This window comes from Desulfomonilaceae bacterium (genome assembly GCA_041662605.1).
Taxonomy (GTDB): Bacteria; Desulfobacterota; Desulfomonilia; order Desulfomonilales; family Desulfomonilaceae; genus CAJBEZ01.
Genome location: JBAZSD010000002.1, coordinates 240,341 through 265,909, shown reverse-complemented (window position 1 = coordinate 265,909; position 25,569 = coordinate 240,341). Strand labels below are relative to the sequence as shown.

At 48.0% G+C, this 25,569-nt stretch carries 28 protein-coding genes and 1 tRNA gene; 21 read left to right on the top strand and 8 right to left on the bottom strand.

Annotation, left to right across the window (positions count from 1 at the left end; all coding sequences use genetic code 11):
• Position 1: 1 nt before the first annotated feature.
• The 12 genes from argF to pgsA are packed head-to-tail and all read left to right on the top strand — an operon-like array spanning position 2 to position 11,288.
• Positions 2-901 (top strand): ornithine carbamoyltransferase, encoded by a 900-nt coding sequence (gene argF, locus WC647_02605; GenBank protein MFA6221185.1) that lies wholly within the window; start codon positions 2-4, stop codon positions 899-901.
• Between the two features lie 49 nt (positions 902-950).
• On the top strand, positions 951-2,165 hold the full coding sequence (locus WC647_02600; GenBank protein ID MFA6221184.1) for an argininosuccinate synthase: 1,215 nt from the start codon (positions 951-953) through the stop codon (positions 2,163-2,165).
• A gap of 24 nt (positions 2,166-2,189) precedes the next feature.
• Positions 2,190-3,599, top strand: a complete 1,410-nt coding sequence (gene argH, locus WC647_02595; GenBank protein MFA6221183.1) for an argininosuccinate lyase — start codon at positions 2,190-2,192, stop codon at positions 3,597-3,599.
• Positions 3,596-4,636: a hypothetical protein gene (locus WC647_02590; GenBank protein ID MFA6221182.1), complete on the top strand. Its 1,041-nt coding sequence runs from the start codon at positions 3,596-3,598 to the stop codon at positions 4,634-4,636. The genes argH and WC647_02590 overlap by 4 nt, the downstream gene beginning before the upstream one ends.
• Positions 4,637-4,651: 15 nt before the next feature.
• Positions 4,652-5,926 carry a diaminopimelate decarboxylase gene (gene lysA / locus WC647_02585; GenBank protein MFA6221181.1) on the top strand — a complete coding sequence of 425 codons (1,275 nt, stop codon included), beginning with the start codon at positions 4,652-4,654 and terminating at the stop codon, positions 5,924-5,926.
• Between the two features lie 2 nt (positions 5,927-5,928).
• On the top strand, positions 5,929-6,801 hold the full coding sequence (gene dapA / locus WC647_02580) for a 4-hydroxy-tetrahydrodipicolinate synthase (GenBank protein ID MFA6221180.1): 873 nt from the start codon (positions 5,929-5,931) through the stop codon (positions 6,799-6,801).
• A 13-nt stretch (positions 6,802-6,814) separates the two neighbouring features.
• Positions 6,815-7,630 carry a 4-hydroxy-tetrahydrodipicolinate reductase gene (gene dapB, locus WC647_02575; GenBank protein MFA6221179.1) on the top strand — a complete coding sequence of 272 codons (816 nt, stop codon included), beginning with the start codon at positions 6,815-6,817 and terminating at the stop codon, positions 7,628-7,630.
• Positions 7,627-8,391 (top strand): fumarylacetoacetate hydrolase family protein, encoded by a 765-nt coding sequence (locus tag WC647_02570; protein ID MFA6221178.1) that lies wholly within the window; start codon positions 7,627-7,629, stop codon positions 8,389-8,391. The genes dapB and WC647_02570 overlap by 4 nt, the downstream gene beginning before the upstream one ends.
• Complete coding sequence (gene folK, locus WC647_02565) at positions 8,370-8,903, top strand: 2-amino-4-hydroxy-6-hydroxymethyldihydropteridine diphosphokinase (protein ID MFA6221177.1); 534 nt, start codon at positions 8,370-8,372, stop codon at positions 8,901-8,903. Before WC647_02570 ends, folK begins: the two co-directional genes overlap by 22 nt.
• Positions 8,896-9,153, top strand: a complete 258-nt coding sequence (locus WC647_02560; GenBank protein ID MFA6221176.1) for a YHS domain-containing protein — start codon at positions 8,896-8,898, stop codon at positions 9,151-9,153. Before folK ends, WC647_02560 begins: the two co-directional genes overlap by 8 nt.
• Before the next feature lie 15 nt (positions 9,154-9,168).
• Positions 9,169-10,716, top strand: a complete 1,548-nt coding sequence (locus tag WC647_02555) for a response regulator (GenBank protein ID MFA6221175.1) — start codon at positions 9,169-9,171, stop codon at positions 10,714-10,716.
• Entirely contained in the window at positions 10,716-11,288 is a 573-nt protein-coding gene (gene pgsA / locus WC647_02550; protein ID MFA6221174.1) for a CDP-diacylglycerol--glycerol-3-phosphate 3-phosphatidyltransferase, read from the top strand. The genes WC647_02555 and pgsA overlap by 1 nt, the downstream gene beginning before the upstream one ends.
• A gap of 5 nt (positions 11,289-11,293) precedes the next feature.
• On the opposite strand, the gene WC647_02545 is transcribed toward pgsA, so the two are convergent.
• Positions 11,294-11,380, bottom strand: a tRNA-Ser gene (locus WC647_02545).
• Positions 11,381-11,554: 174 nt separating this feature from the next.
• On the opposite strand from WC647_02545, the gene WC647_02540 reads away from it, so the two are divergent.
• From WC647_02540 to WC647_02530, 3 genes are all read left to right on the top strand, one after another.
• A complete protein-coding gene (locus WC647_02540; GenBank protein ID MFA6221173.1) occupies positions 11,555-11,797 on the top strand; it encodes an AbrB/MazE/SpoVT family DNA-binding domain-containing protein in 243 nt (80 codons plus the stop codon).
• 278 nt (positions 11,798-12,075) lie between these two features.
• Positions 12,076-13,968 carry a hypothetical protein gene (locus WC647_02535; protein MFA6221172.1) on the top strand — a complete coding sequence of 631 codons (1,893 nt, stop codon included), beginning with the start codon at positions 12,076-12,078 and terminating at the stop codon, positions 13,966-13,968.
• A gap of 256 nt (positions 13,969-14,224) precedes the next feature.
• Positions 14,225-14,440 carry a hypothetical protein gene (locus tag WC647_02530; protein MFA6221171.1) on the top strand — a complete coding sequence of 72 codons (216 nt, stop codon included), beginning with the start codon at positions 14,225-14,227 and terminating at the stop codon, positions 14,438-14,440.
• A gap of 132 nt (positions 14,441-14,572) precedes the next feature.
• Here WC647_02530 and WC647_02525 read toward each other — a convergent pair whose 3' ends face one another.
• Positions 14,573-14,794 carry a hypothetical protein gene (locus tag WC647_02525; GenBank protein MFA6221170.1) on the bottom strand — a complete coding sequence of 74 codons (222 nt, stop codon included), beginning with the start codon at positions 14,792-14,794 and terminating at the stop codon, positions 14,573-14,575.
• Between the two features lie 485 nt (positions 14,795-15,279).
• Here WC647_02525 and WC647_02520 point away from each other — a divergent pair, with 485 nt between their 5' ends.
• The 3 genes from WC647_02520 to WC647_02510 all read left to right on the top strand — a co-directional run bounded on the left by WC647_02520 (position 15,280) and on the right by WC647_02510 (position 16,636).
• Positions 15,280-15,615, top strand: a complete 336-nt coding sequence (locus tag WC647_02520) for a helix-turn-helix transcriptional regulator (protein ID MFA6221169.1) — start codon at positions 15,280-15,282, stop codon at positions 15,613-15,615.
• A gap of 271 nt (positions 15,616-15,886) precedes the next feature.
• Positions 15,887-16,195, top strand: a complete 309-nt coding sequence (locus WC647_02515) for a type II toxin-antitoxin system HigB family toxin (GenBank protein MFA6221168.1) — start codon at positions 15,887-15,889, stop codon at positions 16,193-16,195.
• A gap of 36 nt (positions 16,196-16,231) precedes the next feature.
• The gene (locus WC647_02510; GenBank protein ID MFA6221167.1) at positions 16,232-16,636 is read left to right on the top strand and encodes a transcriptional regulator; all 405 of its coding nucleotides are present in this window, start codon (positions 16,232-16,234) and stop codon (positions 16,634-16,636) included.
• A 303-nt stretch (positions 16,637-16,939) separates the two neighbouring features.
• On the opposite strand, the gene WC647_02505 is transcribed toward WC647_02510, so the two are convergent.
• The 6 genes from WC647_02505 to WC647_02480 form a co-directional block, all read right to left on the bottom strand.
• Complete coding sequence (locus WC647_02505) at positions 16,940-17,167, bottom strand: hypothetical protein (protein MFA6221166.1); 228 nt, start codon at positions 17,165-17,167, stop codon at positions 16,940-16,942.
• Between the two features lie 122 nt (positions 17,168-17,289).
• On the bottom strand, positions 17,290-18,171 hold the full coding sequence (rsmI, locus tag WC647_02500) for a 16S rRNA (cytidine(1402)-2'-O)-methyltransferase (GenBank protein ID MFA6221165.1): 882 nt from the start codon (positions 18,169-18,171) through the stop codon (positions 17,290-17,292).
• A 97-nt stretch (positions 18,172-18,268) separates the two neighbouring features.
• Positions 18,269-19,360, bottom strand: coding sequence for an AI-2E family transporter (locus tag WC647_02495; protein ID MFA6221164.1), 1,092 nt, complete (start codon positions 19,358-19,360; stop codon positions 18,269-18,271).
• Entirely contained in the window at positions 19,357-20,898 is a 1,542-nt protein-coding gene (lnt, locus tag WC647_02490) for an apolipoprotein N-acyltransferase (GenBank protein MFA6221163.1), read from the bottom strand. The genes WC647_02495 and lnt overlap by 4 nt, the downstream gene beginning before the upstream one ends.
• Complete coding sequence (locus WC647_02485; GenBank protein ID MFA6221162.1) at positions 20,895-21,761, bottom strand: hemolysin family protein; 867 nt, start codon at positions 21,759-21,761, stop codon at positions 20,895-20,897. The genes lnt and WC647_02485 overlap by 4 nt, the downstream gene beginning before the upstream one ends.
• Before the next feature lie 154 nt (positions 21,762-21,915).
• Positions 21,916-22,725 carry a hypothetical protein gene (locus tag WC647_02480; GenBank protein ID MFA6221161.1) on the bottom strand — a complete coding sequence of 270 codons (810 nt, stop codon included), beginning with the start codon at positions 22,723-22,725 and terminating at the stop codon, positions 21,916-21,918.
• A gap of 145 nt (positions 22,726-22,870) precedes the next feature.
• Between WC647_02480 and WC647_02475 the strand changes: the two genes are divergently transcribed.
• The 3 genes from WC647_02475 to WC647_02465 are packed head-to-tail and all read left to right on the top strand — an operon-like array spanning position 22,871 to position 25,510.
• On the top strand, positions 22,871-23,053 hold the full coding sequence (locus WC647_02475) for a hypothetical protein (GenBank protein MFA6221160.1): 183 nt from the start codon (positions 22,871-22,873) through the stop codon (positions 23,051-23,053).
• Entirely contained in the window at positions 23,046-24,728 is a 1,683-nt protein-coding gene (gene argS, locus WC647_02470) for an arginine--tRNA ligase (protein ID MFA6221159.1), read from the top strand. The genes WC647_02475 and argS overlap by 8 nt, the downstream gene beginning before the upstream one ends.
• Positions 24,725-25,510, top strand: coding sequence for an SPOR domain-containing protein (locus WC647_02465; GenBank protein ID MFA6221158.1), 786 nt, complete (start codon positions 24,725-24,727; stop codon positions 25,508-25,510). The genes argS and WC647_02465 overlap by 4 nt, the downstream gene beginning before the upstream one ends.
• Positions 25,511-25,569: the final 59 nt, after the last annotated feature.

Genomic DNA, 25,569 nt, shown 5'->3' with positions numbered 1-25,569 from the left:
CATGAAAAAAGCTCGACATTTCCTGAGTCTTGCCGATTGCTCCAAGGAACAGATTCTTGGATGGATCCACCGCGCCCAAGCCATGAAAAGAGGCGAACCCGGCAAAGGCCCCGATTTACCATTGGAGGGCAAGAGTGTTGGACTGCTTTTTGACAAGCCCTCCACAAGAACCAGAGTATCTTTTGATGTGGGTGTGTATCAGTTGGGCGGACACCCCATCTTTCTGAATTCGCGTGACATCCAGCTTGGTCGGGGTGAACCGATCAGGGACACGGCCCGAGTCCTCTCAAGATACCTCGACGCAATTGTAATACGAACCTTCGGCCAGGAAATAGTCGAGGAATTCGCGAAATGGTCCACCATTCCGGTAATAAACGCCCTGACCGACAAGTCCCACCCCTGCCAGATCCTCGGTGATCTATTGACCCTTCAGGAGGCTGGACTGGATATTTTAAAAATGAAGGCCGCATGGATCGGTGATGGAAACAACGTCGCGAATTCATGGATATATGCAGCCCAGAAACTCGGATTCCAATTTGTTTTGGCTTGTCCTGAAGGTTATGACCCCGCTGTAAAAGTTGACTGCAAGAATGTGAAACTGACCCGTAATCCATTGGAAGCGGTTAAAGGAGCCAATGCGATATCAACTGATGTCTGGGCTTCCATGGGACAGGAAAAAGAGACCGTGATCCGTCAAGAGGTCTTTCAGGGATATCAGGTGAACAGCGGCATACTTAAGCACGCCGGCGATCCTGTTTATGTGCTGCATTGTTTGCCGGCGCACCGTGGGGAAGAGATTTCGGAAGACATCATGGAGTCGGATCGCTCTTTAATATGGAATCAGGCTGAAAACAGGCTCCATGTTCAGAAGGCTCTACTAGAGGACTTGCTTAGCAATTGAAATGAGTATAGGCCACTACAGTGGCTTGCTGACAACAGTTGGAGGAACATTGAAACAGAAGGACATAAAAAAAATAGTTCTGGCCTATTCCGGAGGGTTGGACACTTCAGTAATCCTGAGGTGGCTGGTCGAAACCTATGAGTGCCCCGTTGTAGCCTTTGCGGCCGATCTTGGGCAGGGTGAAGAACTGGACACTCTGGATGACAAGGCCGAAGCGTCTGGGGCTGAGTCCATATACGTGATTGATCTCAAGGAAGATTTTGTAAAGTATTTCGTTTTCCCAATGTTTCGGGCGAACGCGGTTTATGAAGGGACATATCTTCTTGGGACATCAATAGCCAGGCCATGTATCGCCCAGGCGCAAATGGAAATAGTCGCAAAGGAAAACGCCGACGCCGTTAGCCATGGCGCTACCGGGAAGGGTAACGACCAGGTTCGGTTTGAACTGACATACTATTCAATCAACCCGGAGATTAAAGTTATTGCTCCATGGCGAACATGGTCGTTCAAGTCCAGATCGGAACTTATCGATTACGCGAAAAAATATAGGATTCCAGTAACATCCACCGTTGAAAAGCCTTACAGTATGGATAGAAATCTGCTTCATCTGAGCTTTGAAGGAGGAATACTGGAAGATCCATGGGCTGAACCCCCTTCAGACATGTTTGTGCTTACGGTCGATCCGAGGAATGCCCCTGACAAGGCGGAGGAGATCGTCCTGACTTTTGAGCAAGGTGATCCGGTCGCTGTAAATGGGGTAACGATGACTCCCGCTGTGTTGCTGGATCATTTGAACAAGCTGGCGGGAACTCACGGCGTGGGTCGTGTGGACATGGTAGAAAACAGGTACGTGGGTATGAAAAGCCGAGGCGTTTATGAGACTCCGGGCGGTACGGTCATCCACTCCGCCAGACGGGCCCTGGAATCCATAACGATGGATCGGGAGGTCCTAAAACTCAAGGATGAATGGATACCTCGCTATGCAGGGCTTGTATATAACGGTTACTGGTTTTCGCCGGAGAGAAAAATTCTTCAGTCCGCGATAGATATGGCGTCTTCCGTAGTATCCGGAGATGTAAGACTGCGAATTTACAAGGGTAGTGTTACGGTTACAGGCAGAAGATCGGACAACTCTCTGTACGATGAGAGGTTTGCGACCTTTGAGCAGGATCAGGTCTATTCGCAATCCGACGCTGAGGGGTTCATCCGCCTTAACGCCTTGAGATTAAGAATCGGATCCCTTATGGCCAGGAAAAGGAAATAGGCTGGAATCTATAGCGACTTAAAAATGGGCTCGAAAAACAGTATGAATATTCCGGGTAAAACTGACGGCTCTTCCGGCATTAGAAAGGGCCGATTCAAAGAAGGCATGAATCCGCTTTTTGCGAAATTCAACGCTTCAATCTCGTTTGATCGACGTCTATTCAGAGAGGATGTACAGGGCAGCGTCGCCCACGTGCGTATGCTGGGCGCTCAGGGCATAATCCCGCTGGATGAAGCGAAACGTATTGAAGAGGGGCTCAATGATGTCCTGGATGATTTTGAGAATGGCCGGTTCGAATTTCAGGAGGATCTGGAAGACGTTCATATAAACATCGAAGAAGCGCTGAAAGCTAAAATCGGTGATGTAGCCGGGAAGCTTCATACGGCTCGTAGCAGAAACGATCAGATAGCGCTGGATCTTCGTTTATTTCTGAGAAATCAGTCGACTTTGATAAAGGAATCCCTTCTCGATATTAACAAGGGTTTGATGGAAAAGGCGGAAGAGAATCTTGACCTGATTTTTCCAGGCTATACTCATTTGCAAAGGGCTCAGCCTGTAAGGGTGTCTCATCATTTAATGGCCTATTTTCAAATGTTCCGTAGGGACTGGGAGCGGTTTACCGACACTGACCAAAGAATCGATGAAATGCCTCTCGGGTCGGCCGCTCTCGCTGGGACCACCTTTGCTATCAACCGCAGGATGACGGCCGAATACCTGAAGTTTTCCAAATTGAGCCGAAACTCTATGGATGCGGTTTCGGATAGGGATTTCGCAGCCGAGTTCGTCTTCAATTGTTGTCTGGTGATGGCGCATCTGTCCCGTTTTTCCGAAGAGCTTATCATGTGGTCATCGTCCGAATTCGCTTTTGTGGAACTTCCCGATGCTTTTTGCTCCGGTTCAAGCATCATGCCTCAGAAAAAAAATCCCGACGCGTGTGAATTGGTGAGAGGAAAAACAGGCCGAGTTTATGGAGATATGGTTGCGCTTCTTACCATCCTTAAGGGATTGCCACTGACTTACAACAAGGATCTCCAGGAAGACAAAGAACCCGTCTTTGACGCCATCGACACGACGATCAACAGCCTTAAGGTCATGACCGGCGTGATAAAAGGGATCAGATTCAGGGGTGACGTCATGTTGGAAGCGGCGTCGGCTCCGTACCTTGCAGCGACCGACGTGGCAGACTCTCTTGCCCGTCAGGGAATGCCGTTTCGCGAGGCGCACGCTCACGTCGGCGCTATTATCCGTGGAAAAACATCCGAACCCGGCTTTATTCCTCCAACGCCGGAAGAAATGGTCGAATCAAGATGTCAGGAGGGCGCTACCGGAAAACAGAGCGTGACGCGCCAGTTGGAAGAAGGCATGGAATTCCTGCGGCAAGCCGGGCGCGATTCTCAAGCCGATGGCAAAAAGGGAAAAATCAACTCCGATTGAAGAAGTTTGCTTTACCGTTGATTTTTCTCATTTTCGTGGGCTCGCTCTGGTCTTGTGGCTATAAGACTAACCCTAGACCAACAGCGACCAGAATCCCTGCGGAAATCAAGACTATCGACGTCAAAGCGGACCCAAATGGGATAAAACTGAAATGGACTGTTCCTGGTTTGAATTCAGACGGTTCCAAGTTGACGGATTTGTCTGGATTCAAGGTATACCGGGGATCGCGAGGCGTCGATGAAGACTGCGTAGATTGTCAGGATAAGCGCGAGTTGTTAACCAACATAGATTTTCAAACACCTTCCAACGCGGAAATAAAAGACAATGAGGTGATCTTTAGAGACAATGATGTTTCTCTGGGTAAGATTTATACTTACGCCGTAGCCGCGTATAACATGCGCGGCCGGGAAGGTCGAATTGGAAACCCTGTGGATGTTTATTATGAAGCTCCACCGACCGCTCCGACAAGTCTCACGGCTCAGCCTGATGAAGGCCACATCAGGCTGCAGTGGTCAGCGCCGAGCGATGAAAAAATAGACCGTTACGAAGTTTTTAGAGGAACCGTCAACAACATAAAGCAGATGAAAGCAATCGGAACAGCTCCTTACCGAGAACCATGGTTCGTGGACAAAGACCTGGAAAAAAACACAAAGTATTATTACGCTATCCGGTCTGTGAAATCGAACAAAGGAACGCTGGTCGAATCCAACCCCTCAAATGTCGTGGAAGCTACTGCGCCAGGCGTCTACTGGGGAGCCCCCGAAGATGTGAATGTAGCGATGAGCCGTCAGGGAATTAGGGTGTACTGGAACCCGGTTAAGATAGAAAACGAGGAAACCCGCTACAACGTTTATCGTTCCGAGGGCGGCGGCGTATTTCAGAAAGTGAACCCTGAACCTGTGAAAGCCGCCTGGTTGCTAGATAACCGGGTTACCAAGGGGAGAACTTACCGATACGCTGTTACCGCCTTTCCCAATGGAAAGCCTGATGAAGAATCAGCGCGAACGGCGTCAGAAGCTCTGAGATATAACTACTGATTTACGGGAAATCGAATGCATCATTTCAGTTACCAGAACAACGAACTTTTTTGCGAACAGGCCCCGGTGAGGCTCATAGTCGAGGAATTCGGAACCCCTCTTTTTATCTACAGCCGCAGGACACTGGAAAGGCATTTCAGGACTTTCGAGGCCCCCTTTCTAGATGCGCCTCATGTGATCTGTTTTTCAATGAAAGCGTGCTCCAATCTGGCGATCCTGAAGATCTTCGGGAATTTGGGCGGCGGAGTTGATATTGTATCGGGCGGCGAGCTTTTCAGGGCGCTGAGAGCTGGTGTTTCTCCTTCCAGGATTGTTTACTCGGGTGTTGGCAAAAAGGCGTATGAGATAGATGAAGCGCTTCATGCTGATATATTGATGTTTAACGTTGAATCTGAAGAGGAACTCGGTCTTTTGAATGAAAGAGCCGCAGCCATGGGCCAGAAGGCCAGGGTAGCTCTTCGTGTCAATCCTGATGTAGATCCATTGACTCACCCTTATATATCTACAGGTTTGAAATCCAACAAATTCGGTGTCCAGATTGAACAGGCCAGAGAGATTTATCGCCAGGCAAAACAATACAGCGCTATAGAACCTATAGGAGTTGACTGTCACATCGGCAGCCAGTTAACTGAGTTAGCTCCGTTCCTGGAGGCTGTTTCAATACTCAGAACACTTTTAGGGAACTTAAGGGCTGATGGAATTGACATCAAGTACTTAGACATTGGAGGCGGGCTCGGTATCCCGTACGACCAGGAAACCCCTCCCGCTCCGGGTGAATATGGGGCAGCGGTTCTTGACCTGGTTTCAGACATGAATATTACTCTCATTATGGAGCCGGGTAGAGTTCTGGTAGGAAACGCGGGTATCATGATTACCAGGGTGTTGTACAACAAACGTGGGTCAGACAAGAATTTTGTCATTGTAGACGCTGCAATGAATGATCTGATCCGACCCAGCCTGTACAAGGCCTATCACTCGATAGCCAAGGTTAAAAAATCCGGCGCTCCGACTATGGTCGCCGACATAGTCGGTCCTATTTGCGAATCCGGGGACTTTCTGGCTCGAAGCCGGGAGATTGAAGAACCAGTGGTGGGAGAACTCCTTGCTGTGATGAGCGCGGGGGCCTACGGATTTTCAATGTCATCTAACTATAACTCCAGGCCACGCTGCGCCGAAGTCCTGGTTGATGGTTCGGACTATTACCTGATAAGGCGGAGAGAGACCTATGAAGATCTGATCAAAGGAGAAAGGATCCCGGGTCACATTCTTGAGGGAAAACAAAGGAGCTAATAATGTTTTCTGGAGCGTTCACAGCAATTGTTACACCGTTTAAAAACGGACAGGTCGATGAAAAAGCGTTCAAAAACCTGATCCGATTTGGAATGGACGGTGGAGTTAATGGTTTCGTCCCATGCGGAACTACGGGTGAATCACCTACACTGACTCATGAAGAGCACAATCGTGTTGTAGAAATGACTGTCAAAGAAGTCTCGGGACAGGTAAAAGTTATTGCAGGCACAGGATCAAACAGCACGGCTGAAGCCATAAGTCTCACGCGTCACGCCAAACAGGTCGGTGTGGACGCTGCTCTGCTCGTTTCCCCATATTATAACAAGCCCACTCAGGAAGGACTCTATAATCACTTTAAGGCAATAGCCGAAGCAGTTGATATACCATTGGTTCTATATAATATTCAGGGTCGTACCGGCGTAAACATAGAAAACTCCACTATGGAGAAACTATCCAGGATTCCAAACATCGTAGGTGTTAAAGAAGCCTCCGGGTCAATCCTGCAAATGAGTGAAGTCATAAGACTTTGCGGGTCGGATTTTGATGTGCTGTCTGGTGACGACCAGATGACTTTTCCTTTGATGGCTCTGGGCGGAAAAGGTGTAATATCGGTGGCGACGAACATTATCCCGGACAGAATGTCCGACATGGTAAAGAGCATGCTGGCCGGCGATGTTGACAAAGCCAGGACCACTCATTTTGAAATCTACGAGCTTTGCCAGACGATGTTTGTTGAAACCAACCCAATCCCCATAAAAGCGGCTTTATCGCTAATGGGCAAAATTGAACCGGAGTTCAGGCTGCCCCTCTGTATGCCTTCCGCCGCGAATTTGGAGAAGATCAGAACGACTCTGGCCAAATTTAATTTGATATGATTCAGGAGAAGATATGATCAAGGTTGCAATTAGCGGCGCCGCCGGTCGGATGGGAAAAAGGATAATCACGTTGTCCCATGAACATCCCAAACTAAAAATTACGGCCGCGCTGGACGCTCCCAATGTTCCCAGCATTGGGAAAGACGCCGGAGATATTGCGGGCATAGGCCCAATAGGTGTTGCTGTTACCGATGACTACAAGGCGGCGATTGCGTCGTGTGACGTTCTTATAGATTTTTCGTCGCCGGAAGCTACCACAAGAAACGTCGCAGAGGCTGCAAAAAAGAAAAAAGCGATCGTCATAGGAACTACCGGCCTTTCGGATCAGCAGAAAGTGGCGGTCAATGAAGCCGCGTTAAAGACCCGCTGTCTAATGGCGCCGAATATGAGCCTGGGTGTCAACCTGCTGTTTAGCCTGGTTGAAAAAGTAGCGTCCTGCCTTGGGGATAATTACGACGTTGAAATAATAGAATCCCATCATAATCAGAAAAAGGACGCTCCTAGCGGAACAGCGGCGAAGCTTGCGGAAATTATCGCAGGAGCGCTGGACAGGGACCTTGACGAAGTGGGCATTTATGGCCGTTACGGTATGGTAGGCGCCAGAAAACCCAAAGAGATAGGTATAATGTCGATCAGGGCCGGGGATATAGTCGGAGAACACACCGTTATGTTTTGCACTAATGGTGAACGGATTGAATTGACCCATAGAGCCCACAGTCGGGACGCTCTCGCTAAGGGCGCCGTCCAGGCTGCCCTGTGGCTCGCGGATAAACCGGCCGGTCGGCTGTACGACATGGGAGATGTCCTCGGTCTAAAGGAAACAAAATGAAATTGGTACGATTCCAGACAGAGCATGGGATCTTTTCCGGAGTAATTGAAGGAGATGTGATCCTACCTGGAGGCGCCAATCCTGCCCTGAGAGAAGAGCGCCTGAGCAACGTGAGATTGCTGGCCCCATGTTCCCCTTCAAAGATTGTGGCTGTGGGGTTGAACTATCGTGACCACGCTGAAGAACTGAACATGAAACTGCCCGAAGAACCCCTCCTTTTTCTCAAACCATCTTCGAGCGTAATTGGACCGGGCGACACGGTAATAATGCCACCTCAGAGCGCTCGTGTGGATTACGAAGCTGAACTAGCGATAGTGATTGGCAAGGAGGCCAAACGAGTCCCGGAGAAAGACGCCGGCGCCGTCATACTCGGTTACACGTGCCTCAATGATGTGACTGCCCGAGATTTGCAGAGCAAAGACGGCCAGTGGACCCGGGCAAAGGGTTTTGACACTTTCTGTCCGATCGGGCCCTGGATCGACACGGATATCGATCCCTCGGATCTCAAGATCGATCTCCTGCTAAATGGGGTGATTAAGCAGTCATCGAGAACATCAAACCTTATCTTCAATCCAAATAAACTGGTTGAATTCATAACGAGCGTAATGACACTTTACCCGGGGGATGTCATCGCCACCGGAACCACTTCCGGTATAGGTCCAATGGCTAATGGCGATACCGTTGAGGTGAGGATTGAAGGTATAGGTTCCCTGACAAACAGGGTCGAAAGCTGGGATCAATGCGATCAATCGCATATGTAGGTTTCGGCGGGAATCTTGGGAACCCGGAGGAGACCTTCTATAGCGCATTGAAAAAGATCGAAACTTTGGAAGGCGTATGTATCACGAATATATCCAGCCTTTACGAGACTGCTCCTGTAGGCTTGGTAGACGGTGGAGGAGAATTCGTCAACGCTGTGGTTGAGGTTCAGACCTACCATAGCCCCGAGCAATTAATTTACGATCTCAGGAAGATTGAAAGGTCCCTTGGAAAGAGTCGTTCCCACAGTAGCGACAGGTCGAGGACGATTGACCTTGATCTTCTGTTGTTCGGTTCAAGATGTTTTTCCAGCAAGGAATTGGAAGTGCCCCATCCCCGAATGGCGTCCAGGGCTTTTGTGTTGGTCCCCCTGGTGGAAATCGCCCCTGACTTTACGCATCCGGCGCTAAATATGTCTTTACGCGAGATTCTGGCAGGGCTCGAGGACAATCAGGTCAGTGGGGTGCGTCTATTCAAAGGCGTCGATCGGCAGAAGGCGGAACAGGTTGCTTAGAATAATTATAACCGCGATATGGATTTATGTAGCCTATAGACTGCTAACGTGGGCTTTTAAAGCGTTAGGCGCCGGCTCGAGTCCCAGCGGGATTGACAGGAAATCAAGTTCGACAGATGTTAACGAAATGGTAAAAGACCCAATTTGCGGAACTTACGTCCTGGCTCGCGACGCCAAAACCTTGCGGGCTAAAGGCCAGACCTTTTATTTTTGCTCGGATGAATGCCGGAAAAGATTTCTCAATAATTGAGTCAGGTTTCCATATATGGCTTCAGGGCTAGAAAATCCTAAAATATTGATCGCTGAAGACTCAACGATTTTGAACAACATGCTCCGGGATGTCTTTGAAGAACATGGTTTTGAGGTTTTTCAGGCGTTCGACGGCTCAGAGGGAAAAGACCTACTTGTAAAGGAGCAACCGGACATTGCCCTCATAGATGTTCACATGCCCAGGATAGATGGGTTGGAGACTCTCAGATTCGCTAAGGAAAAGCTACCTCGTATGACAGTAATTGTAATGTCCTCCGCCGAGAATCCCCAGATAGGTGTGAAAGCCATGAAGCTTGGGGCGGATGACTATCTCACCAAACCTTTCGCAGCCGAGGATGTTGTGGCCCTGGCGGAAAAACTTCTTGAGAATCGTCGTTTTGGTGAGGAGAATGTACGCCTCAAGAAAGAAATCCGTAGAAGCGAAAGATTTCTCGCCCATCTTACTACGCTTATTAATGAAGGGCTAATCACTACCGATCTGGGTGGAAAGATCCAGTCGATCAATCGGGCGGCGTCCAACCTTTGGGGATACAGATTTGAGGAACTGAAGGACAAAGATATTCATTTTCTCATTCGCGGGGAGGCCAGAGACCTGCTACAGCGTGATCTTGTGAAAGACACCCTGCGAGATGGAAAGGTTGAAGGCGAATTCCATTTCAGAAAAAAGGACAACTCAACATTTCCGGGTTATCTTTCGACCTCAATCATAACGGAAAACAATCGGCCGCGGGGGATAGTTATTGTCATTACTGAATTAACCCGTGTGTACGAGGTTGAGAGACGTCTCAAGCAGTCTGAAAAACTGGCCTCGCTTGGTAAAGTTGTAGAGGGTGTGGCCCATGAAGTTAGAAACTGCCTCACTTCGTTGGGCGGGTTCACCCAGAGATTAAATAACATGTCTGAAGAGGATTCCACCGTATGGAAATATACGGACATCATGCTTCGTGACGTGGTCCGCCTTGAAAAAATGGTCAAGGATATTGAAGAATATGTCCGTTTCTCCAAATTATACCACTTCGATTTTGTGAAGACGGACGTGATCCCCCTCGTGGAACGGGCGAGGGACAAGGCTATTCAATTGATACCCGAGACTTTCGCAAAAAAGATCAGCTTCAGTATCGAAGCTGAGAAAAATCTTCCAGAAATTAATGTTGACGTAACCGCAATTGAAGAAGTGTTTTTCAATCTTATCCGAAACGCCTTTGAAGCTATGCCCAATGGGGGGCGACTGCGTATAGCGATCAAGAATCTCAGGTCCGGTATTCTTGTCTCTTTTATTGATAATGGTGTGGGCATACACAGAGAGGACATTTCAGATATATTTAACCCGTTTTTTACATCAAAAACGTCCGGCGCCGGCATGGGATTGACCAAGGCGCATTTGTTGCTGGAGGAGCATCGAGGAGCCGTTCGGGTATCATCTGAGCCCGGTAAAGGCTCTACCTTTGAAGTGTTCCTTCCAGTCGAGCGTATGGCCACAGCTATCTATCCCTGGGAAACCATGAGAACCGCCGTGTCTTCTCGGAGTTCAAGCAAAAAATAATGAAAAGGCATTTACCGAACTTTCTTACCCTGGGCCGCCTGTTGCTGGTCCCTCCAATAGTCGCTCTGCTCTTTTTCCCCGGCCGATTCCCATCCGCATTGGCTGCGCTTCTTTTCTTTATTGCGTCACTCACGGATTTCTTTGATGGCTTTATCGCTCGCAGGTTGAAGGTTGAATCGTCATTCGGCCGTTTTCTGGATCCGATAGCTGACAAGGTTCTTGTGACATCCGCCTTGATAATGTTGATAAACCTGGACAGGGTTGACGCATGGATAGTGATGCTGATCATCAGCCGGGAGGTTGCTGTAAGCGCCTTACGGGCGACCACCAAATCATGGGATTCTACTTTGAAGCCCAGCCGTATCGGAAAATGGAAGGCGTTCCTCCAGTTCGCCGCTATTATCCCCTTGATGATTCATTACAATTATCATTTCATAGTGGATATAAATTTCAACCAGATTGGGACTGTCCTGCTGTATGTGGCTCTTGCGCTTACCCTGTGGTCCGGTGTGGATTATTTTGTAAGATTTTACAGGGAATACGAGTCTAAGGAGTCGGCTAGCGCAGATTAAGGTAATGGCGGAGGGAGAGGGATTCGAACCCCCGGATCTTTTGGATCAACGGTTTTCAAGACCGCCGCCTTAAACCACTCGGCCATCCCTCCGTTTGTGCGTCATCGAATCTAACGCAATTCCGCAGGGTGTGTCAAGATGATCTAAGCCCTGAAAGATTGCGTGATTAATGTCTTCTGTGGAACATGCCGGAAACTTGCTTGACAGTAAATAGGTAGGTATTACGATAGTAGAAAGCGTTTAACCTTAAAAAGGTGAAGAAGAACGTGGAAAGTGTAAAGGTGCTGGCCAAAGGACAAATCGTCATTCCGGCTCGTCTACGGAAAAAGCATCATATCAAACCTGGTCAGGAAACCCGTGTTTTCGAATATGATGGGCTGATCTATCTCGTTCCACCGTCCTCGGATCCGGTGGGTGAAGCCCTAGGTTGTCTGCCGAAAGAACCTTCCCTTTCCGAGGAACTACTCCTGGAGCGCGCCCACTTAAACACCTCTCTAACCCAAAAATAACACACCTGACACAAATGTAAGCTAAACTTAACGGGTGTTGCGAAATGTTACAAAATTGTATTAGTTATTATTTTATCAGGCTTTTTTTATATTGACACTCCATTAGGTTTCAAATAGATTTTTAATCAAATCAATTCTGTTTGGGAAAATTGTCTTTGTTGATCTTCAGGCTCAATCGCTGGTTGGCAGTTGTGGCCCAAGGTCGATGATGATGTGTGGATGTTAAATTTGGACGGATATGTCTCCGTCCCCTTTGTGATTTGATAAGGAGGAAGGTTATGAATTATCGTAAATCATTAATCCTCGCCCTCATTCTTGGGCTTTCCATCGTCTTGCTGGCCGGTCCTGCAAGCGCATGGGAGTTCTCGATGGACGGGACCTACACTTGGCAGCTTGAAATGAGGGGCCAACTTGGTAGCAGCGGCTTTTTCGGTCAGTACGACCAAGCTAATGATGAAACGAACAGCGGTTTTGGACCAGGCGGTTTTGCGCCTTATAATTTTTATCTCGGGGGATTCCACAAGGTGGCTGGTACGGGAAGCACTTCTTTCACGACAGTGGGGACTGGCCAACCGCTTCCATATGCGGCTGTATACGGCGGACAGGGAACTTCGCTAGCCGGCGGAGAATCCATTGTTTCCGGGTCGGACGCATCATGGAACATTATTTACATGTCCACAAACATGCAGATTAGGATGAATAAGGCGGTCCGTATCAGGGGAAACTATTTCGTTGGATCATGGAATTCTCCAAACTACAGCACATCTCAGGGCTTGATGGTTTCATCAGGAATGCTAAATCAGGATGCCGCTGGTGTACAAAGATCTTTTTCTCCTGGTTACTGGAGAACCCTTTGGTTGTCCGCTCAACTACCGTGGGGCGAAATTACGGTAGGAAAGAGACCCTCTAGTTGGGGTATGGGCCTAGCTTATAACGGTGAGGATAACAGGCATTCAGACTCATTGGCTCTTTCAGTACCTTATGGCCCTCTCAGGATTCAGTTGTCATTCTACCCATCTCGGAGAGGTTATGGATCGGATGACTATAGTACAGCATCCGCCTGGTACAACGAGCGCCCTGACAAAAACAACACGCGAGTTTTTGATTTAACCATTCCTAACGTCACTTATAATGCCGGTCCAGTTTCAGCAGGTTTTATCCTGAACTGGGTATTTAGGCATAGGGGCAAAGAAGGAGTTATTGCGGCTCCAGCTACTCGATGGGCTGCAAATCAGTTTTCTACAGACTTTGGCGAACAGTATGGTGGCGCCTATTTCAAGTACAATAACGGGAGATTTTTCCTCAACGCCGAATACTCTTTCGACAGGATTACCGACCAAAGAAATTACTCTGCAAATTCAATCCCAACCGCTCCACCTGCTTACACTGTGCACGATTCTGGAGCCGTTGAACTTGGAACTCTCTGCGGCCCAGCGAAAGTTTCATTGATCGGCGCATGGTTTACCGGTGATGATTATCGGGGATCCACACTCAACGGTGCCAACAGAATGGTGAAAGTGACATCCGGTCTTCAATCGGATACTTGGTCTAATACTGGAGTCTTCAGACCATATAGCTATTTGATGGTCTATGGATATGGTCTGGGATCTAGTTTTGCAAGAGACACAGGTAACGGTTTTGTGCAGGACGCTACCTTCTACGGCGCAAGACTTGATTACGCAGCGGCCGCAAACCTTAACCTTTTCGGTAGCTTCGCTTGGGCCGAAAGATTTTCCCAGAGTGGGTTTCTTTGGGGCTGCTTGCGACCTGCTACAAATTCTAATACGGCTGGGGTTCTTACGGTTGCTACGACGACAGCCCCAGGTTTGGGTGGGGCGACTTCAACTGGTACCCAACCGTACGCAGGACAGGTTGTGTTAAACAATTATTCTCCCAACGGTGGCAACAGGATTCCGACAATCCCTGACGGAGCATTAGGGTATGAAATTGACGCAGGATTTGATTGGAAGCTACTTGAAGGACTTACAGCAAGATGCACGTTTGGATACTGGGTGCCTGGCAAATGGTGGAGCTATGCGTGCGTAGATAAAAGTGTCAACAACTGGGCGACTTGGGGCGGTAGCTTAAATGGTGACGCGTTCCGCACTAACCCTGGTAAGACGATTGACCCTGTCTGGGGCAGTGAATTCAAGCTCGAAGGCACATTCTGAACCCAACAACCTAAACGATTAAACAGGGCGGAGGATCGAATTGATCCTCCGTTTTTTTGTTTGTGATTTCGATTCGAGGAAGCGAGGCATCAGATAATTCACAGCCATTCATAACACTAGCCTAAACCCAATCAAAGCCGGACCACAATCGAAATAAGCTGTTCAAAAAACTTGCCATCAAGCCTACCTCTAATTAGTGTAAATTAAATATTGCCATTATTGTTGTCTGGACTAAAAAGTTGAACGGAGGAGACTTATGAAAAGTTTGATATTTTTGATAGTGATGGCTGCATTCATGGCAGGTTCTACTGGGGCAATAGCTGGGTCGGACCGGATATCTGAAGCAATCAACATAGCGCAAAAGGCAGCAGTAGCTGATGCAAAAAAAGTGGATGCGCAATTTAAGGCTATTGCGGCTGATGCGGCAAAATTGCTTGAGGACAAGGGCAAGTCAAAAAAGAAAGCAAAGTGAACCAAAGCCTAGGTTTTAACCATCGGGCAACGAAGACTTTTCCAAAGACCTCCGCTGGAGTATCAACAGCGAGTTGACCCCGGCGGTTAATTCATCACGATCCGCCAGGTTCTGAGTTCTATCAGAGCCGGATCAAACGTCCAACGCCATTTCAAATGTTCTCCCCATCAACTTATGACGCCAAATTCCCATAGCGCTGCTATGGGCTATTCTGTGTGACCCCTCCGGGGTCTGGACACTACTAGCATATTGTCCGGATGTCTCCAACAGCCCCTTAGGGACGGCGTCATAATAGCCCACGGCGCGCCGTGGGTGTCCCGTGTCCTTCGATATTAGAACATCCAGAACATTCATGGTCCTGTCGCCGGAATTTCGTTAGGAGTAATCGGTTCCTGGTTGAAACTCCAAAACCACTGCTGGACATTTTATTACAAATCGCCCATAACACGTGGAATGGAGAACTTATGGCGGAAGTCCAGGTCTTATTGTACAAAGAAGATGATGGAACGGTCCCCATTTTGAAATGGCTTGACGGCCTGCCTGGTAAAGTTTAGGACAAATGTACAGCCCGGGTCAAAAGACTCAGGGATCTGGGACATGAATTACGACGACCCGAGGCTGATTATCTGAGGGACGGTATATATGAATTAAGGTTGAGGCATCAAACGGTTAATTACAGGGTTTTGTACTTTTTCTATGGAAAGAGTGTAGTAGTTCTTACTAACGGCCTCACAAAAGAAAAACAAATTACACAGGGAGACATTAATAAGGCTATCGTATTACGAAAGAGATTTGACACAATCCCTGAATCCCACATTTTCAAATGGGAGATATAGAACATGGAAGATGAGAAATTTGGTTCGGATGCCTTTGAATGTCTTTTCCGACGCTATATTAAGGATGATCCCAAAAGGGTCGCATCGTATCAGGAGGAGCTTGTCAAGAGCGAGATAGCCCACGAAATTTACGATTTGCGCAATCGAGCGGGTCTTACTCGGCAGGAACTGGCGAGTCTTGCCGGTACAGCGGCTTCAGTTATCGAAGATATAGAAGAAGCGGATTACGAGGGAGACTTTCTTTTAACGGCCGCGAAGATTGCGTCTGCGCTTCAAAGACGAATCGAGGTCCGTTTTGTTGAGGACCAACCAAACGGGTCCCAAATAATTTCAATATAGAATCATAGCGTCACGCCCTGCTTTCTCAGGTAACAAATAGCCATATCGATCTAGACCCATAGCGCCGCTATGGGCTATTCTGTGTGACCCCTCCGGGGTCTGGAATACCTCACAATACAAATATATTACCCACACATCCTCGACAGCCCCGTAAGGGAGGCGTCATAATAGCCCACGTCGACGCCGTGGGTGTCCCGTGGGACGCTGGTAAAAAATTGATAGTATTTGTTTCACAAATGCGCCATCATTGATCCCAACATGGGATCGTGATATGAATAAACCAGTGAGAATTTTTTCGAAAAGCACGCTCCGTGAATTCTGGGAAGCCGGCCATGCCGAGGTTAAAGATCCTCTGCTCACTTGGCACGATGTTGTGTCCCGTGCAAGCTGGGTGGCGCCATCGGATGTGAAACAAACTTATCCATCTGCAAGTTTTCTGAACGACAACAGGGTCGTCTTTAACATAAAAGGGAATAAATACAGACTGATTTCGGACATAGACTATGCCCAACAGAGACTGTTCATTCGTTTTGTTGGTACGCATGCGGAATATGATCGGATTGACGCAAGAACAATTTGATCCTGTTTGCCCTGAACTTTTTCAGGAGGGAAAAACATGTTTATAACCCCTATACGGAATGAAGCTGACTACAAGTTCGCTATATCTCGCGCGAAAGAGTTGTGGAACGCTGCTGAACAAACCGCTGAACGCGATGAATTGGAAATCCTCTTGGACCTAATTGAAGCGTATGAACGTCGAAACTACCCTATGGAGTTCCCCGATCCAATCAACGCTATAAATATTCGCCTGGAAGAACTCGGTTTGAAGCGCAAAGACCTCGAACCCTGCATTGGATCGAGGGCTAGAGTTTCCGAGATTTTAAATCGCAGGCGTGCGCTTACACTACCCATGATCAGAAATCTCTCTAAATTGTTGGGATTATCTGCCGAAGCGCTGGTACAGCCATATGCTTTAGTTACCGAAAGCAAAGGCTCTGTGAAATACAGACGGGCTTCATGATGAATATTAGGCGCCGGGGCTTCCAGCAGAGAGAGCGTAACGATGATCGGTTCAACCCAACTCGATTTGTAACAAATAGCAATACCGACATTTACCCATAGCGCTGCTATGGGGGATTTTGTGTGACCCCTCCGGGTTCTGGAATGACACCATTAGCGCGTTATCCGGATGTCTCCGACAGCCCCCGGCAGGGGCGATGTCACAATAGCCCACGGCATCGCCGTGGAGATCTTTGACCTTCCCCCTCTCCCAGGGGGTCAGATTTCCCAAAACAAATTAGGTTATGGTTAAATGGGCTATCTGTTACCCAACCGTTAGCCGTCTGAAACACATCAGGAAGGTCCTTGATCTAAACACGTTGAACGAAGGTCTCTTGGGAATATCCATATCGACTATCAGGTCCAGGCCAATTTCACTAATCATCTTTTCAGCTTCAGCCACGCACAAAATAGGTGTGTCAATCTGCTGTACCCGCTTCTGATACGGGCTCATTTCCGATTCTTTTTTGGTCCCCAATTCAGTGAACGACATGTAGTTTTCCTCTGTGATCGGGCGCTGTAGAAATTAGAACCAAGTGCGAGACTTTTTCGCTATTATTTTTTCATATAGTATCATCTGCAACCCAGAAACAAAAATCTTTTCCTTTACCAATTTCAAAGACTCGAGCTGGATTCTTTTAAAGAGAGAAACCTCGAGTACGCCACTGACTTGGAAACTCCAAATCTGGTTCGCGCCTCGTCCGCCAGCGCCTTTCCTGAATAACCTTCACGGATCAAGCCTCTCACGATCGAGTCGACGTCCAAATCCAACTGAACTTTGGCCGGTTCAACTATGACGACAAACTCTCCCTTGATATTTTGACGCTGATTGAAACGTTCGAAAATAGACGCAGGCTCTCCCGATATTATCTCCTCAAACTTCTTGGTCAACTCTCTGGCCAGCGTCATCCTTCGTGACGGAATGATCCGAACAGCGATCTCCAGGGTTTTCATGATTCGCCGGGCTGTGTCCAGGAATATTGCCGTCCTTCCTTCATGACTGACAGTCTGGAAGAATTGTTCCAAAGCTGACTTCTTTTTTGGGCTGAAACCCATGAAGACAAATGATGAGCCATCGATCCCCGAAACCGAAAGCGCCGCAACAACCGATGAAGGCCCCGGTATAGGGACGACCCGGAACCCCTCGTCCATGGCCGATCTGACCAATCGATAGCCCGGATCGGATATGTTGGGGGTTCCTGCGTCGGAAATCAGGGCGACATTGCTCCCTTTACGTAGATGGTCTAGAATGACCGAGGTCTTCCTGGTTTCATTGAAGCGATGGAGACTTAGCATAGAGGTAGAAACATTCCACGTGTCCAAAAGCACGCGACTGACCCTTGTGTCTTCGCATGCGATAAGATCCACGGCCTTTAGTGTTTCGATAGCTCTAAACGTAATATCATCCAGATTCCCGATGGGGGTGGCCACTACGTAAAGAACGCCGTGAGTCGGCATGGTTTTTTCAGAAACAAACCCGTTATTAATTGTTTTCAAGATTGATCCGGCATTTCAAATTATGTTTCGAGACAGCATGGGCTCACCAATCGAGGCCACAAGGAACCTCAAGCGGAGCGCCACGATAAGGAGACGTTTACAATTTCCTGTCCTGATCCGCGTAAAGATATGATTTACGATAGGCGTCAAGCGCTGATATCAAAAGTACCCTGACCACAGCCGCGACAGGAATGGCGACCAGCATCCCCACAAACCCGAAAAGGTTGGCTCCAACAATCAACACAAGGATATATACGACCGGATTCAGGCCAATCGCCTTTCCCACGATCTTTGGTGTAAGAAAATACGATTCAAATGCTTGGACAATCCCGATCCACAAGAGCACATAGATCACATGCAATACGTCGCCGTATTTGAAAAACGCCATGATCGATCCACCTACGATGCCTATAAGTGTTCCAAGATATGGCACAACAAACAGCACTCCAGACACGATACCCAAGACAACGGACAGATCTATCCCGATGATCAGGAACCCCAAACTATAAAGCACGGCCATTATAGCGGCGATGGTCAGTTGCCCCCTTACAAACGCGGCCACTACAGCGTCTATTTCCCGGAACTTCTGGAGGATCGGCTCCTTGGTGTAAGCCGGAATGAGATCCACGGCTCCATTTATCATGTCGTTAAAGGAAACAAGCAGGTAAAAGGCAATGATAGGAATTAGAATTAACTTCAGGAACCCTGAAATGAAGCTCAAAGTTGAACTGAAAATTGAGGATACAATCGCCCCCGTGGCATAGGTTATTTTTGGTAACGACTGCTTGACCCTGTCCAGTAACAACCCAAGAAATTCATTCCAATCCTGCGGCAGATCCAGTTGTAACGACTGAACCAGGTTGAGCCCGAATTCCTGGAGCTTGGCAAAATATCGTGGCGCTCGCCTGGAGAATTCCGTCAGTTCCGAAAAAATGGCGGGAAAGACCAGCAGCACAAGTCCGACGCATACGGCTAAAACCAGCAGCAGGGCAAGAAAAGAAGCTGTAGATCTGCCAACTCCTTTATTTTCTAGAATACCGACGAGAGGATTCAAGATGTAGGCCATAAAAAGGGCGACCAGCAGTATCGTGGTGACCGATTCAAGAGCCCACATCATCCATATTGTGAAAGCTATGAAAAGAAAGCCTGCCCCAAATCTCACGAGTGTTTTGGTCGTTGCGGGAGTCATTTGAACCCCTTAGCCAAAGGCCTGGAAATTGAAAACCCGAAGAAAAACATTATGGCGAGCAACCCTGTCACAGTCCAGGCAAAAATATCGCCATGGCGTGTATAGAACGACCCCGCTTGAGGTCTGGCCGGGATCCTTTGGACCAGCGCTCCCTGTTCCATTAGCGGCAGCGACGCGACCAGTCTGCCGGCTCGATCATAAACAGCGCTTACTCCCGTATTGGCGGCTCTGAATAGCCAGACCCTATTTTCAATTGCCCGAAATCCGGCCATCCCGAGGTGCTGGTACGGGGCGGCGCTGTTTCCGAACCACCCGTCGTTTGTTATATTAATCAGCGCTTCGGCCCCCGAGAGTACCGCAAAACGGGCAATGTCCGGAAAGATGGCTTCATAGCATATCAGCACACCAAAAGGGGGAAACCCTCCAGGCTTCATAATTGTTACCCTGGATCCCGCGGAATAATCCGCTTCGCGGGCCGCCAGTCCCGGTCCCAGGGGCAACATCCAGGACAACGGCATGTACTCCCCGAATGGAACGAGGTGAATCTTGTCATAACGCTCCGTTAATTCGCCATTTTCTACCAGAAAGGCGCTATTGAAGAAATTAATATTGTCATGAGAGCGCATTTCATAAGGAGCGCCAATAAGCATTGGGACCTGGAGCTTCCTGGAAATGTAGGTAGCGTACTTCCAGGAAGGGTCCGATCCTCCTATGACGACCGGAACGCTGGTTTCGGGCCAGATCAGCAGGTTTGCTCCATGCTTGACAGCGTCCTGCGCAAGACTCTCATACCTGACAAATGTCTGGGACCTGGATAAAGGGTCCCATTTGATGTCTTGTGAGATGTCGCCCTGGAGTATGCCTGCGGAAACGGTATCCGCGACCACTTTGTTTTCGGGAAAGTCTCTCAGCCTTACTGTCCCGTAAATCAGGACTATGCCCAAGCACGCGAACGTTATCAACAATCTAAAAAGATGATTCCAGTCTTTATCGACAAAAAATTTCATGAAAGACAACAGCCCAACATTAACCATGACAATGAGGAAAGAGAGCCCATAAACCCCTGTCAGGTCACAAATCTGAGCGAGCGCAAGCCTGTGGGCCTGGGAGTAAGCAGCCAGATCCCACGGAAATCCTGTGAAAATATAGGTCCTGATATATTCGAGCGAAGCCCATGCCGCCGGAGCGATCAAAAGAAGATCAAAACCACGGTTGTTCAGGAAAACACATGCAACTGAAAACAAAGCCGGCAAAAGAGCAAGGGCGCTTACCATCGAAACGAAAATCAACGTGGCCGTAAACGGATGGAATTTTCCGTATGTTACCATGGTCTGGATTATCCATCGCAAGTCCACAGCAAAGAAAGCCAAACCAAAAAAAAAGCCGCAAATAGCGGCCCGTGGCAAAAACTTCTCCCGCTCCAAAGCTACCAGCAAAGGGATAAACGCAAGCCACGCCAGGAGATCAAGGTTTAGAGTGGGAAAGGCCGCCGAAAGAATCAGTCCTCCAGCGACCGATAAGATCGATGAAAATATCATTCCGAAGATTGAACCGATCCTGAACCATCAGGCGATTGAGTGGACATCTGGGAGGTAACCAGAACGCGAGTGATTTTCTTGGGATCACTACGTTGTATCTTGAATTGAAGCCCCTCAAAATTGATTTCCTCACCCTTTTGCGGGACTTTTCCAAGAAGATGAATTATGAATCCTCCTACTGTGTCATAGCCCTCACGCGGGACTTTTACGGAGAATAACTCCTCGAAATCGTCCAGGTTTGCCCACGCGTTCACAAGAAATGACCCATCGGGCTGCACTGCGAAATCATCTTCCTCTGCGTCATGTTCATCTCTTATTTCACCGATGATCTCTTCGACGATGTCTTCAATGGTGACCAACCCCGATGTGCCACCATATTCATCCACAATTACGGCAAGATGTGAATTTTTACTTCTCAGTTCATTTAACAGATCTTTTATTTGCTTAGTCTCAGGCACAAAAAATGGTTCACGAATAATCTTTGACAGGTCGAATTCCTGCGTCTGATCAAGCCAGAAAGGCAGAAGGTCCTTGGCGTTCAATATCCCCACTATTTGATCAACATTTTCTTTAAATACGGGGATTCGCGAATGACCGGAATCTATGACCGTCGAGAGGATGGATTCGATGCTGGAGTCCAGGGGGACAGCTACGACATAGGTTCGGGGAATCATAATTTCTCTCGCCACCGTTTGCTTGAGATCAAAGATTCCTTCGATCATCTCCCCCTGTTCTTCGTCTATAATGCCACGTTCTTCACTTTCATCTATTACCTGCTGGATCTCCTTGGGTACTCGGTCCAGTCCCACCTTGTTTTTTATCCAGCGAAACAAAACAGATGATTGGGCTTGTGACTCGTCCAATTGATCAGGCGCCTGCTTTCAAAATTGATAACTGGTCCTCAAACCGGCCTTTCATGCTTGTACTGGGCCTAGGTTGAAACCGCAACAACAGATAACAACGAGACAAAAAAGTGTCAAGTACACAATATCATGATTTCATGTCGTTTCATTATTCTTAGAATTCGACATCTTCCGGCGGTATCGCCAATCCATGGCCCGGTATATACGGTATAGGCGCGACAGGATACCCCTTGAGCCACCTGACACCGCATCTGAGGACTGTTTTCACCGGCGCAAGCTCCAGAAAATCTTCAAGATTAAAAGACGCCGCTTCACATTCCAGGTTAGAAGGAATAATTGTTACACAGTGCCCCATTTCCGGCTCATACCTGTAAAAATCTCTTAGATCCAGAGGAATGAATCCCGGGTAGTCATTGACTGAATGGCTCTGATTTTTATCACTTTCGGTCCGGGAAGAATCAGACTGCACCATGTCCCATAATGACGATTTCGGATAGTTTTCGGCGCAAAATCCTGTTACCGCGCGGTCAAACTCTATCTCAGTCCACGGCGTGGCATGGTCTAGAACCCTCAAGAGATAACCGAAAAATTTCTTGAATTCATTTGTAATCTTAACAGTAGAACGCGCTCCACGTTCATCACAGATGTGAACCACAATGTCTTCCTGTTTGGACATTCTGCTGAACCAGGAAGGGCCGTTTGGCGCATGGAAGTTCCACCAGACATCGAATATGTCATCATCATCGTTATTTATTTTCAAGATAGTCAGCACCAGGAGCACATCGTTGAATTTAACCAGGCCCGCTCTTTGTTGCACACCTACCGGATCCGGTTTACCCGTGCTATCTTCAATGGGACGAAGGAAGAAACCGACCTCTTGAGAATTCCCGTTTAAAGATCGACAGAGGGCCTTAACTCCCTGACCAGGGAAAAGACGTATGTCGTCTGAATCAAAAATTTCCATAGGGTCATCCTCGTCTAGAACATATAAACAATAAATGATCATCTAATTGGAGGATTGTCAATAAAGCATAATTTAAACTAATATCAAATATATTGATTCTAATTATATAAAATGATAAAAGAAAATTATGTAAAATGGAGCAGAAATGGACGATCAAAAAACCACCTGCGTAACATGCGCATGGCGCGCGACGTGCAACAAAAAATTTCTCATGGATGGCGCTACAACGACACGATGCATGGATTACACGAGAGATATCATGTTAGGAGTCCCTGAATGCGCTACAGATGACAAGAAAAATATTACGGAAGACCGCAAAAATGACTAACCTTGTAAAAGACTCCATCCGGGAAATCATATATGAATCTTTGACCAAGACGTTTCCTTCAAACTATGACTTGAATGACAAATCTTTTCAGAAGGAAATAGAAGTCTCAAGATCAAAAGACGCGCGCTTCGGCGACTACGCCACCAACGTGGCGCTTATTCTCTCAAAAGTTCATGGCTTGAAACCTCGGGACTTGGCCAGGACCATCGCAGATAACATGAATTATGACGCCGCTTTTGTTTGTGGTGTTGAGATAGCGGGCCCAGGATTCATAAACTTCAGGATGTCTCCAGAATTTTGGAGAAGCGTACTCATCGAGGTGCACGAAAGACGGAAACTGTTTGGTCATGAAGAGACATTGAATAAGCCCGTTGCGCTTATTGAATTCGTAAGCGCAAACCCTACCGGTCCGTTGCATGTCGGCCATGGTCGAGGAGCGGCTGTTGGCGATACTCTCGCCAGACTTCTGAGGACTCGCGGACACAAGGTTGAGACTGAATATTACGTAAACGACGCGGGTAACCAGATGAAGATCCTGGGTCGGTCTTTACTGTTGAGATATCTCGAAATGACGGGAAGAGAAGTTGAGTTTCCTACTGACCATTACCAGGGTGATTACATTAAGGAACTGGCTCAGCAAATTAAAGGAACACCCCTGGGCGAGAAGCTAAAAAATTTGCCGGAAGAAGACGCCCTGCCGCTTGCCTCTGACTACGCCTGTCGCCGAATCCTTAAGGGAATACAGGAAGATCTGGAGATATTTGGTGTCAAATTTGATCGATACTTTAGTGAGAAAAGCCTGTATGCGGCGGATGCCGTAAAAAAGGCTCTGGATGAGTTAAGAAATAACGATAAGATCGAAGACAGGGAAGGCGCAATTTGGTTTAAGATGTCCGGAGAAGAGGATGAAAAGGATAGGGTTCTTGTCCGCGCGTCCGGAGAGCCAACCTATTTTGCTGCAGATCTTGCCTATCACAAGGACAAGCTGGATCGTGGTTATGACAGACTTGTGGATATCTGGGGGTCTGACCATCATGGTTATGTCCCTCGTGTAAAGGCTGGCATTGAGGCCCTTGGCTATGCTCCCGAAACGCTTCGAGTCATGCTCGTGCAGTTCGTCAATCTTATTCGGGACGGAGAAAAAATATCCATGTCAACCAGGTCAGGGGAGTTTATTACGTTGCGGGAAGTTTTGGACGAGGTAGGGACAGACGCCGCAAGATTTTTCTTTCTGACCAAGAGAAGTGATAGTCACCTTGATTTTGATCTGGACCTCGCCAAACGGCAATCCCGGGACAACCCGGTTTATTACGTCCAGTATGTTCACGCCAGGATAGCAAGCATTTTCAGGATAGCTGAGGAGCGAAACATTGACTCGGACATGACTTCTCCGGATTTATCCGCTCTGAATCTTCCGGAAGAGGAAGAACTCATGAAACGTCTTGCAGATTTTCCGGACATGCTTGCAGATGCGGCCGAGGCTATGGAGCCACATCGCGTAACGTTTTATCTGCTGGAGCTTTCGGATTTGTTTCACTCGTATTACCACGACAATAAAGTGTTGACAGAGGATGATCGGATCAGGAAATCCAGGCTGTTTTTGGTGGAAGCGGTGAGGCAGGTTATTGAGAACGGACTGACAATTCTAGGGGTAACGGCTCCGGAGCGAATGTGAAGCTTTCCATGCGAACGCTTGGAGATTTTAGCAAGGGCATTTTTAATAAACGCCGCCCGACGCGCGTTCAGAGGAATGCCGCGCCTGCATGCGGAAAGCCGAAAAATGGACGCCTGATTCTGGGAGTCGCGCTCACTGTAGCCGTAATGGCAGGCCTAACTTTTCTCAACCTCCGTTTGATTCGCCAGCAAACAACCACTAACAGTCAACCGGTTGTTCAGGAAACGCCTTCCAGTAATTTCGTCACTGTTGTTCATGAGAGGTTGAAAGAGGAGCCTAAAGCTGAGGAAAAACCCTGCCACCCGACTCCGGAAGTTACTTTTTACAAGCAACTAAAATCAGAAGATGACGGTAAACTGGTCCCTAGAGCAACACAAAAAGCCAAGACCTCAGAGGCAGGAAACGGAATAACGTCTGATTCAGGTCAATCGGACGTAAAGACTGCACGAGAGGAAGCCGGTTTCGCTGCTCCTGCGCTTTCAGGCGCGTGCCCCCCAGCAAAGGAGACAGAAGAAAAAGTGTCCGGAATTTCTTCAACGGGCAAAATTTACGCGGTCCAGGTTGGAGTATTCAGTTACCCGAGGGTTGCCCAGGAGTGGGCTAATAAATGGCGCTCACGTGGATATCCAGTGGCGCTTCGACCGATGGCGAGGCCTAACTCCGGGGTACAGTATCGACTATTTCTGGGAGAATTTAACTCGGAAAAGAAGGCGGACGAATTTGCCAAACAATTCAAGGCAAAAGAAGGCGTTTCAGGGTTGACCGTTTCCATAAAGGATTAGTCGTTTTGCCTATGAAGGGGGTTATCTCCAGCGAAACGAGAAATCTACTATGATTGAGG

Coding starts and splice junctions, on each gene's coding strand:
- pgsA (MFA6221174.1), top strand. CDS start 10,716: ATGAAAAGGCATTTACCGAACTTTCTTACCCTGGGCCGCCTGTTGCTG.
- WC647_02525 (MFA6221170.1), bottom strand. CDS start 14,794: ATGAATGTTCTGGATGTTCTAATATCGAAGGACACGGGACACCCACGG.
- WC647_02510 (MFA6221167.1), top strand. CDS start 16,232: ATGTTTATAACCCCTATACGGAATGAAGCTGACTACAAGTTCGCTATA.
- argF (MFA6221185.1), top strand. CDS start 2: ATGAAAAAAGCTCGACATTTCCTGAGTCTTGCCGATTGCTCCAAGGAA.
- argS (MFA6221159.1), top strand. CDS start 23,046: ATGACTAACCTTGTAAAAGACTCCATCCGGGAAATCATATATGAATCT.
- WC647_02495 (MFA6221164.1), bottom strand. CDS start 19,360: ATGACTCCCGCAACGACCAAAACACTCGTGAGATTTGGGGCAGGCTTT.
- WC647_02515 (MFA6221168.1), top strand. CDS start 15,887: ATGAATAAACCAGTGAGAATTTTTTCGAAAAGCACGCTCCGTGAATTC.
- dapB (MFA6221179.1), top strand. CDS start 6,815: ATGATCAAGGTTGCAATTAGCGGCGCCGCCGGTCGGATGGGAAAAAGG.
- WC647_02530 (MFA6221171.1), top strand. CDS start 14,225: ATGAAAAGTTTGATATTTTTGATAGTGATGGCTGCATTCATGGCAGGT.
- folK (MFA6221177.1), top strand. CDS start 8,370: ATGCGATCAATCGCATATGTAGGTTTCGGCGGGAATCTTGGGAACCCG.
- WC647_02535 (MFA6221172.1), top strand. CDS start 12,076: ATGAATTATCGTAAATCATTAATCCTCGCCCTCATTCTTGGGCTTTCC.
- WC647_02475 (MFA6221160.1), top strand. CDS start 22,871: ATGGACGATCAAAAAACCACCTGCGTAACATGCGCATGGCGCGCGACG.
- lnt (MFA6221163.1), bottom strand. CDS start 20,898: ATGATATTTTCATCGATCTTATCGGTCGCTGGAGGACTGATTCTTTCG.
- WC647_02570 (MFA6221178.1), top strand. CDS start 7,627: ATGAAATTGGTACGATTCCAGACAGAGCATGGGATCTTTTCCGGAGTA.
- WC647_02520 (MFA6221169.1), top strand. CDS start 15,280: ATGGAAGATGAGAAATTTGGTTCGGATGCCTTTGAATGTCTTTTCCGA.
- lysA (MFA6221181.1), top strand. CDS start 4,652: ATGCATCATTTCAGTTACCAGAACAACGAACTTTTTTGCGAACAGGCC.
- argH (MFA6221183.1), top strand. CDS start 2,190: ATGGGCTCGAAAAACAGTATGAATATTCCGGGTAAAACTGACGGCTCT.
- WC647_02480 (MFA6221161.1), bottom strand. CDS start 22,725: ATGGAAATTTTTGATTCAGACGACATACGTCTTTTCCCTGGTCAGGGA.
- dapA (MFA6221180.1), top strand. CDS start 5,929: ATGTTTTCTGGAGCGTTCACAGCAATTGTTACACCGTTTAAAAACGGA.
- WC647_02505 (MFA6221166.1), bottom strand. CDS start 17,167: ATGTCGTTCACTGAATTGGGGACCAAAAAAGAATCGGAAATGAGCCCG.
- WC647_02555 (MFA6221175.1), top strand. CDS start 9,169: ATGGCTTCAGGGCTAGAAAATCCTAAAATATTGATCGCTGAAGACTCA.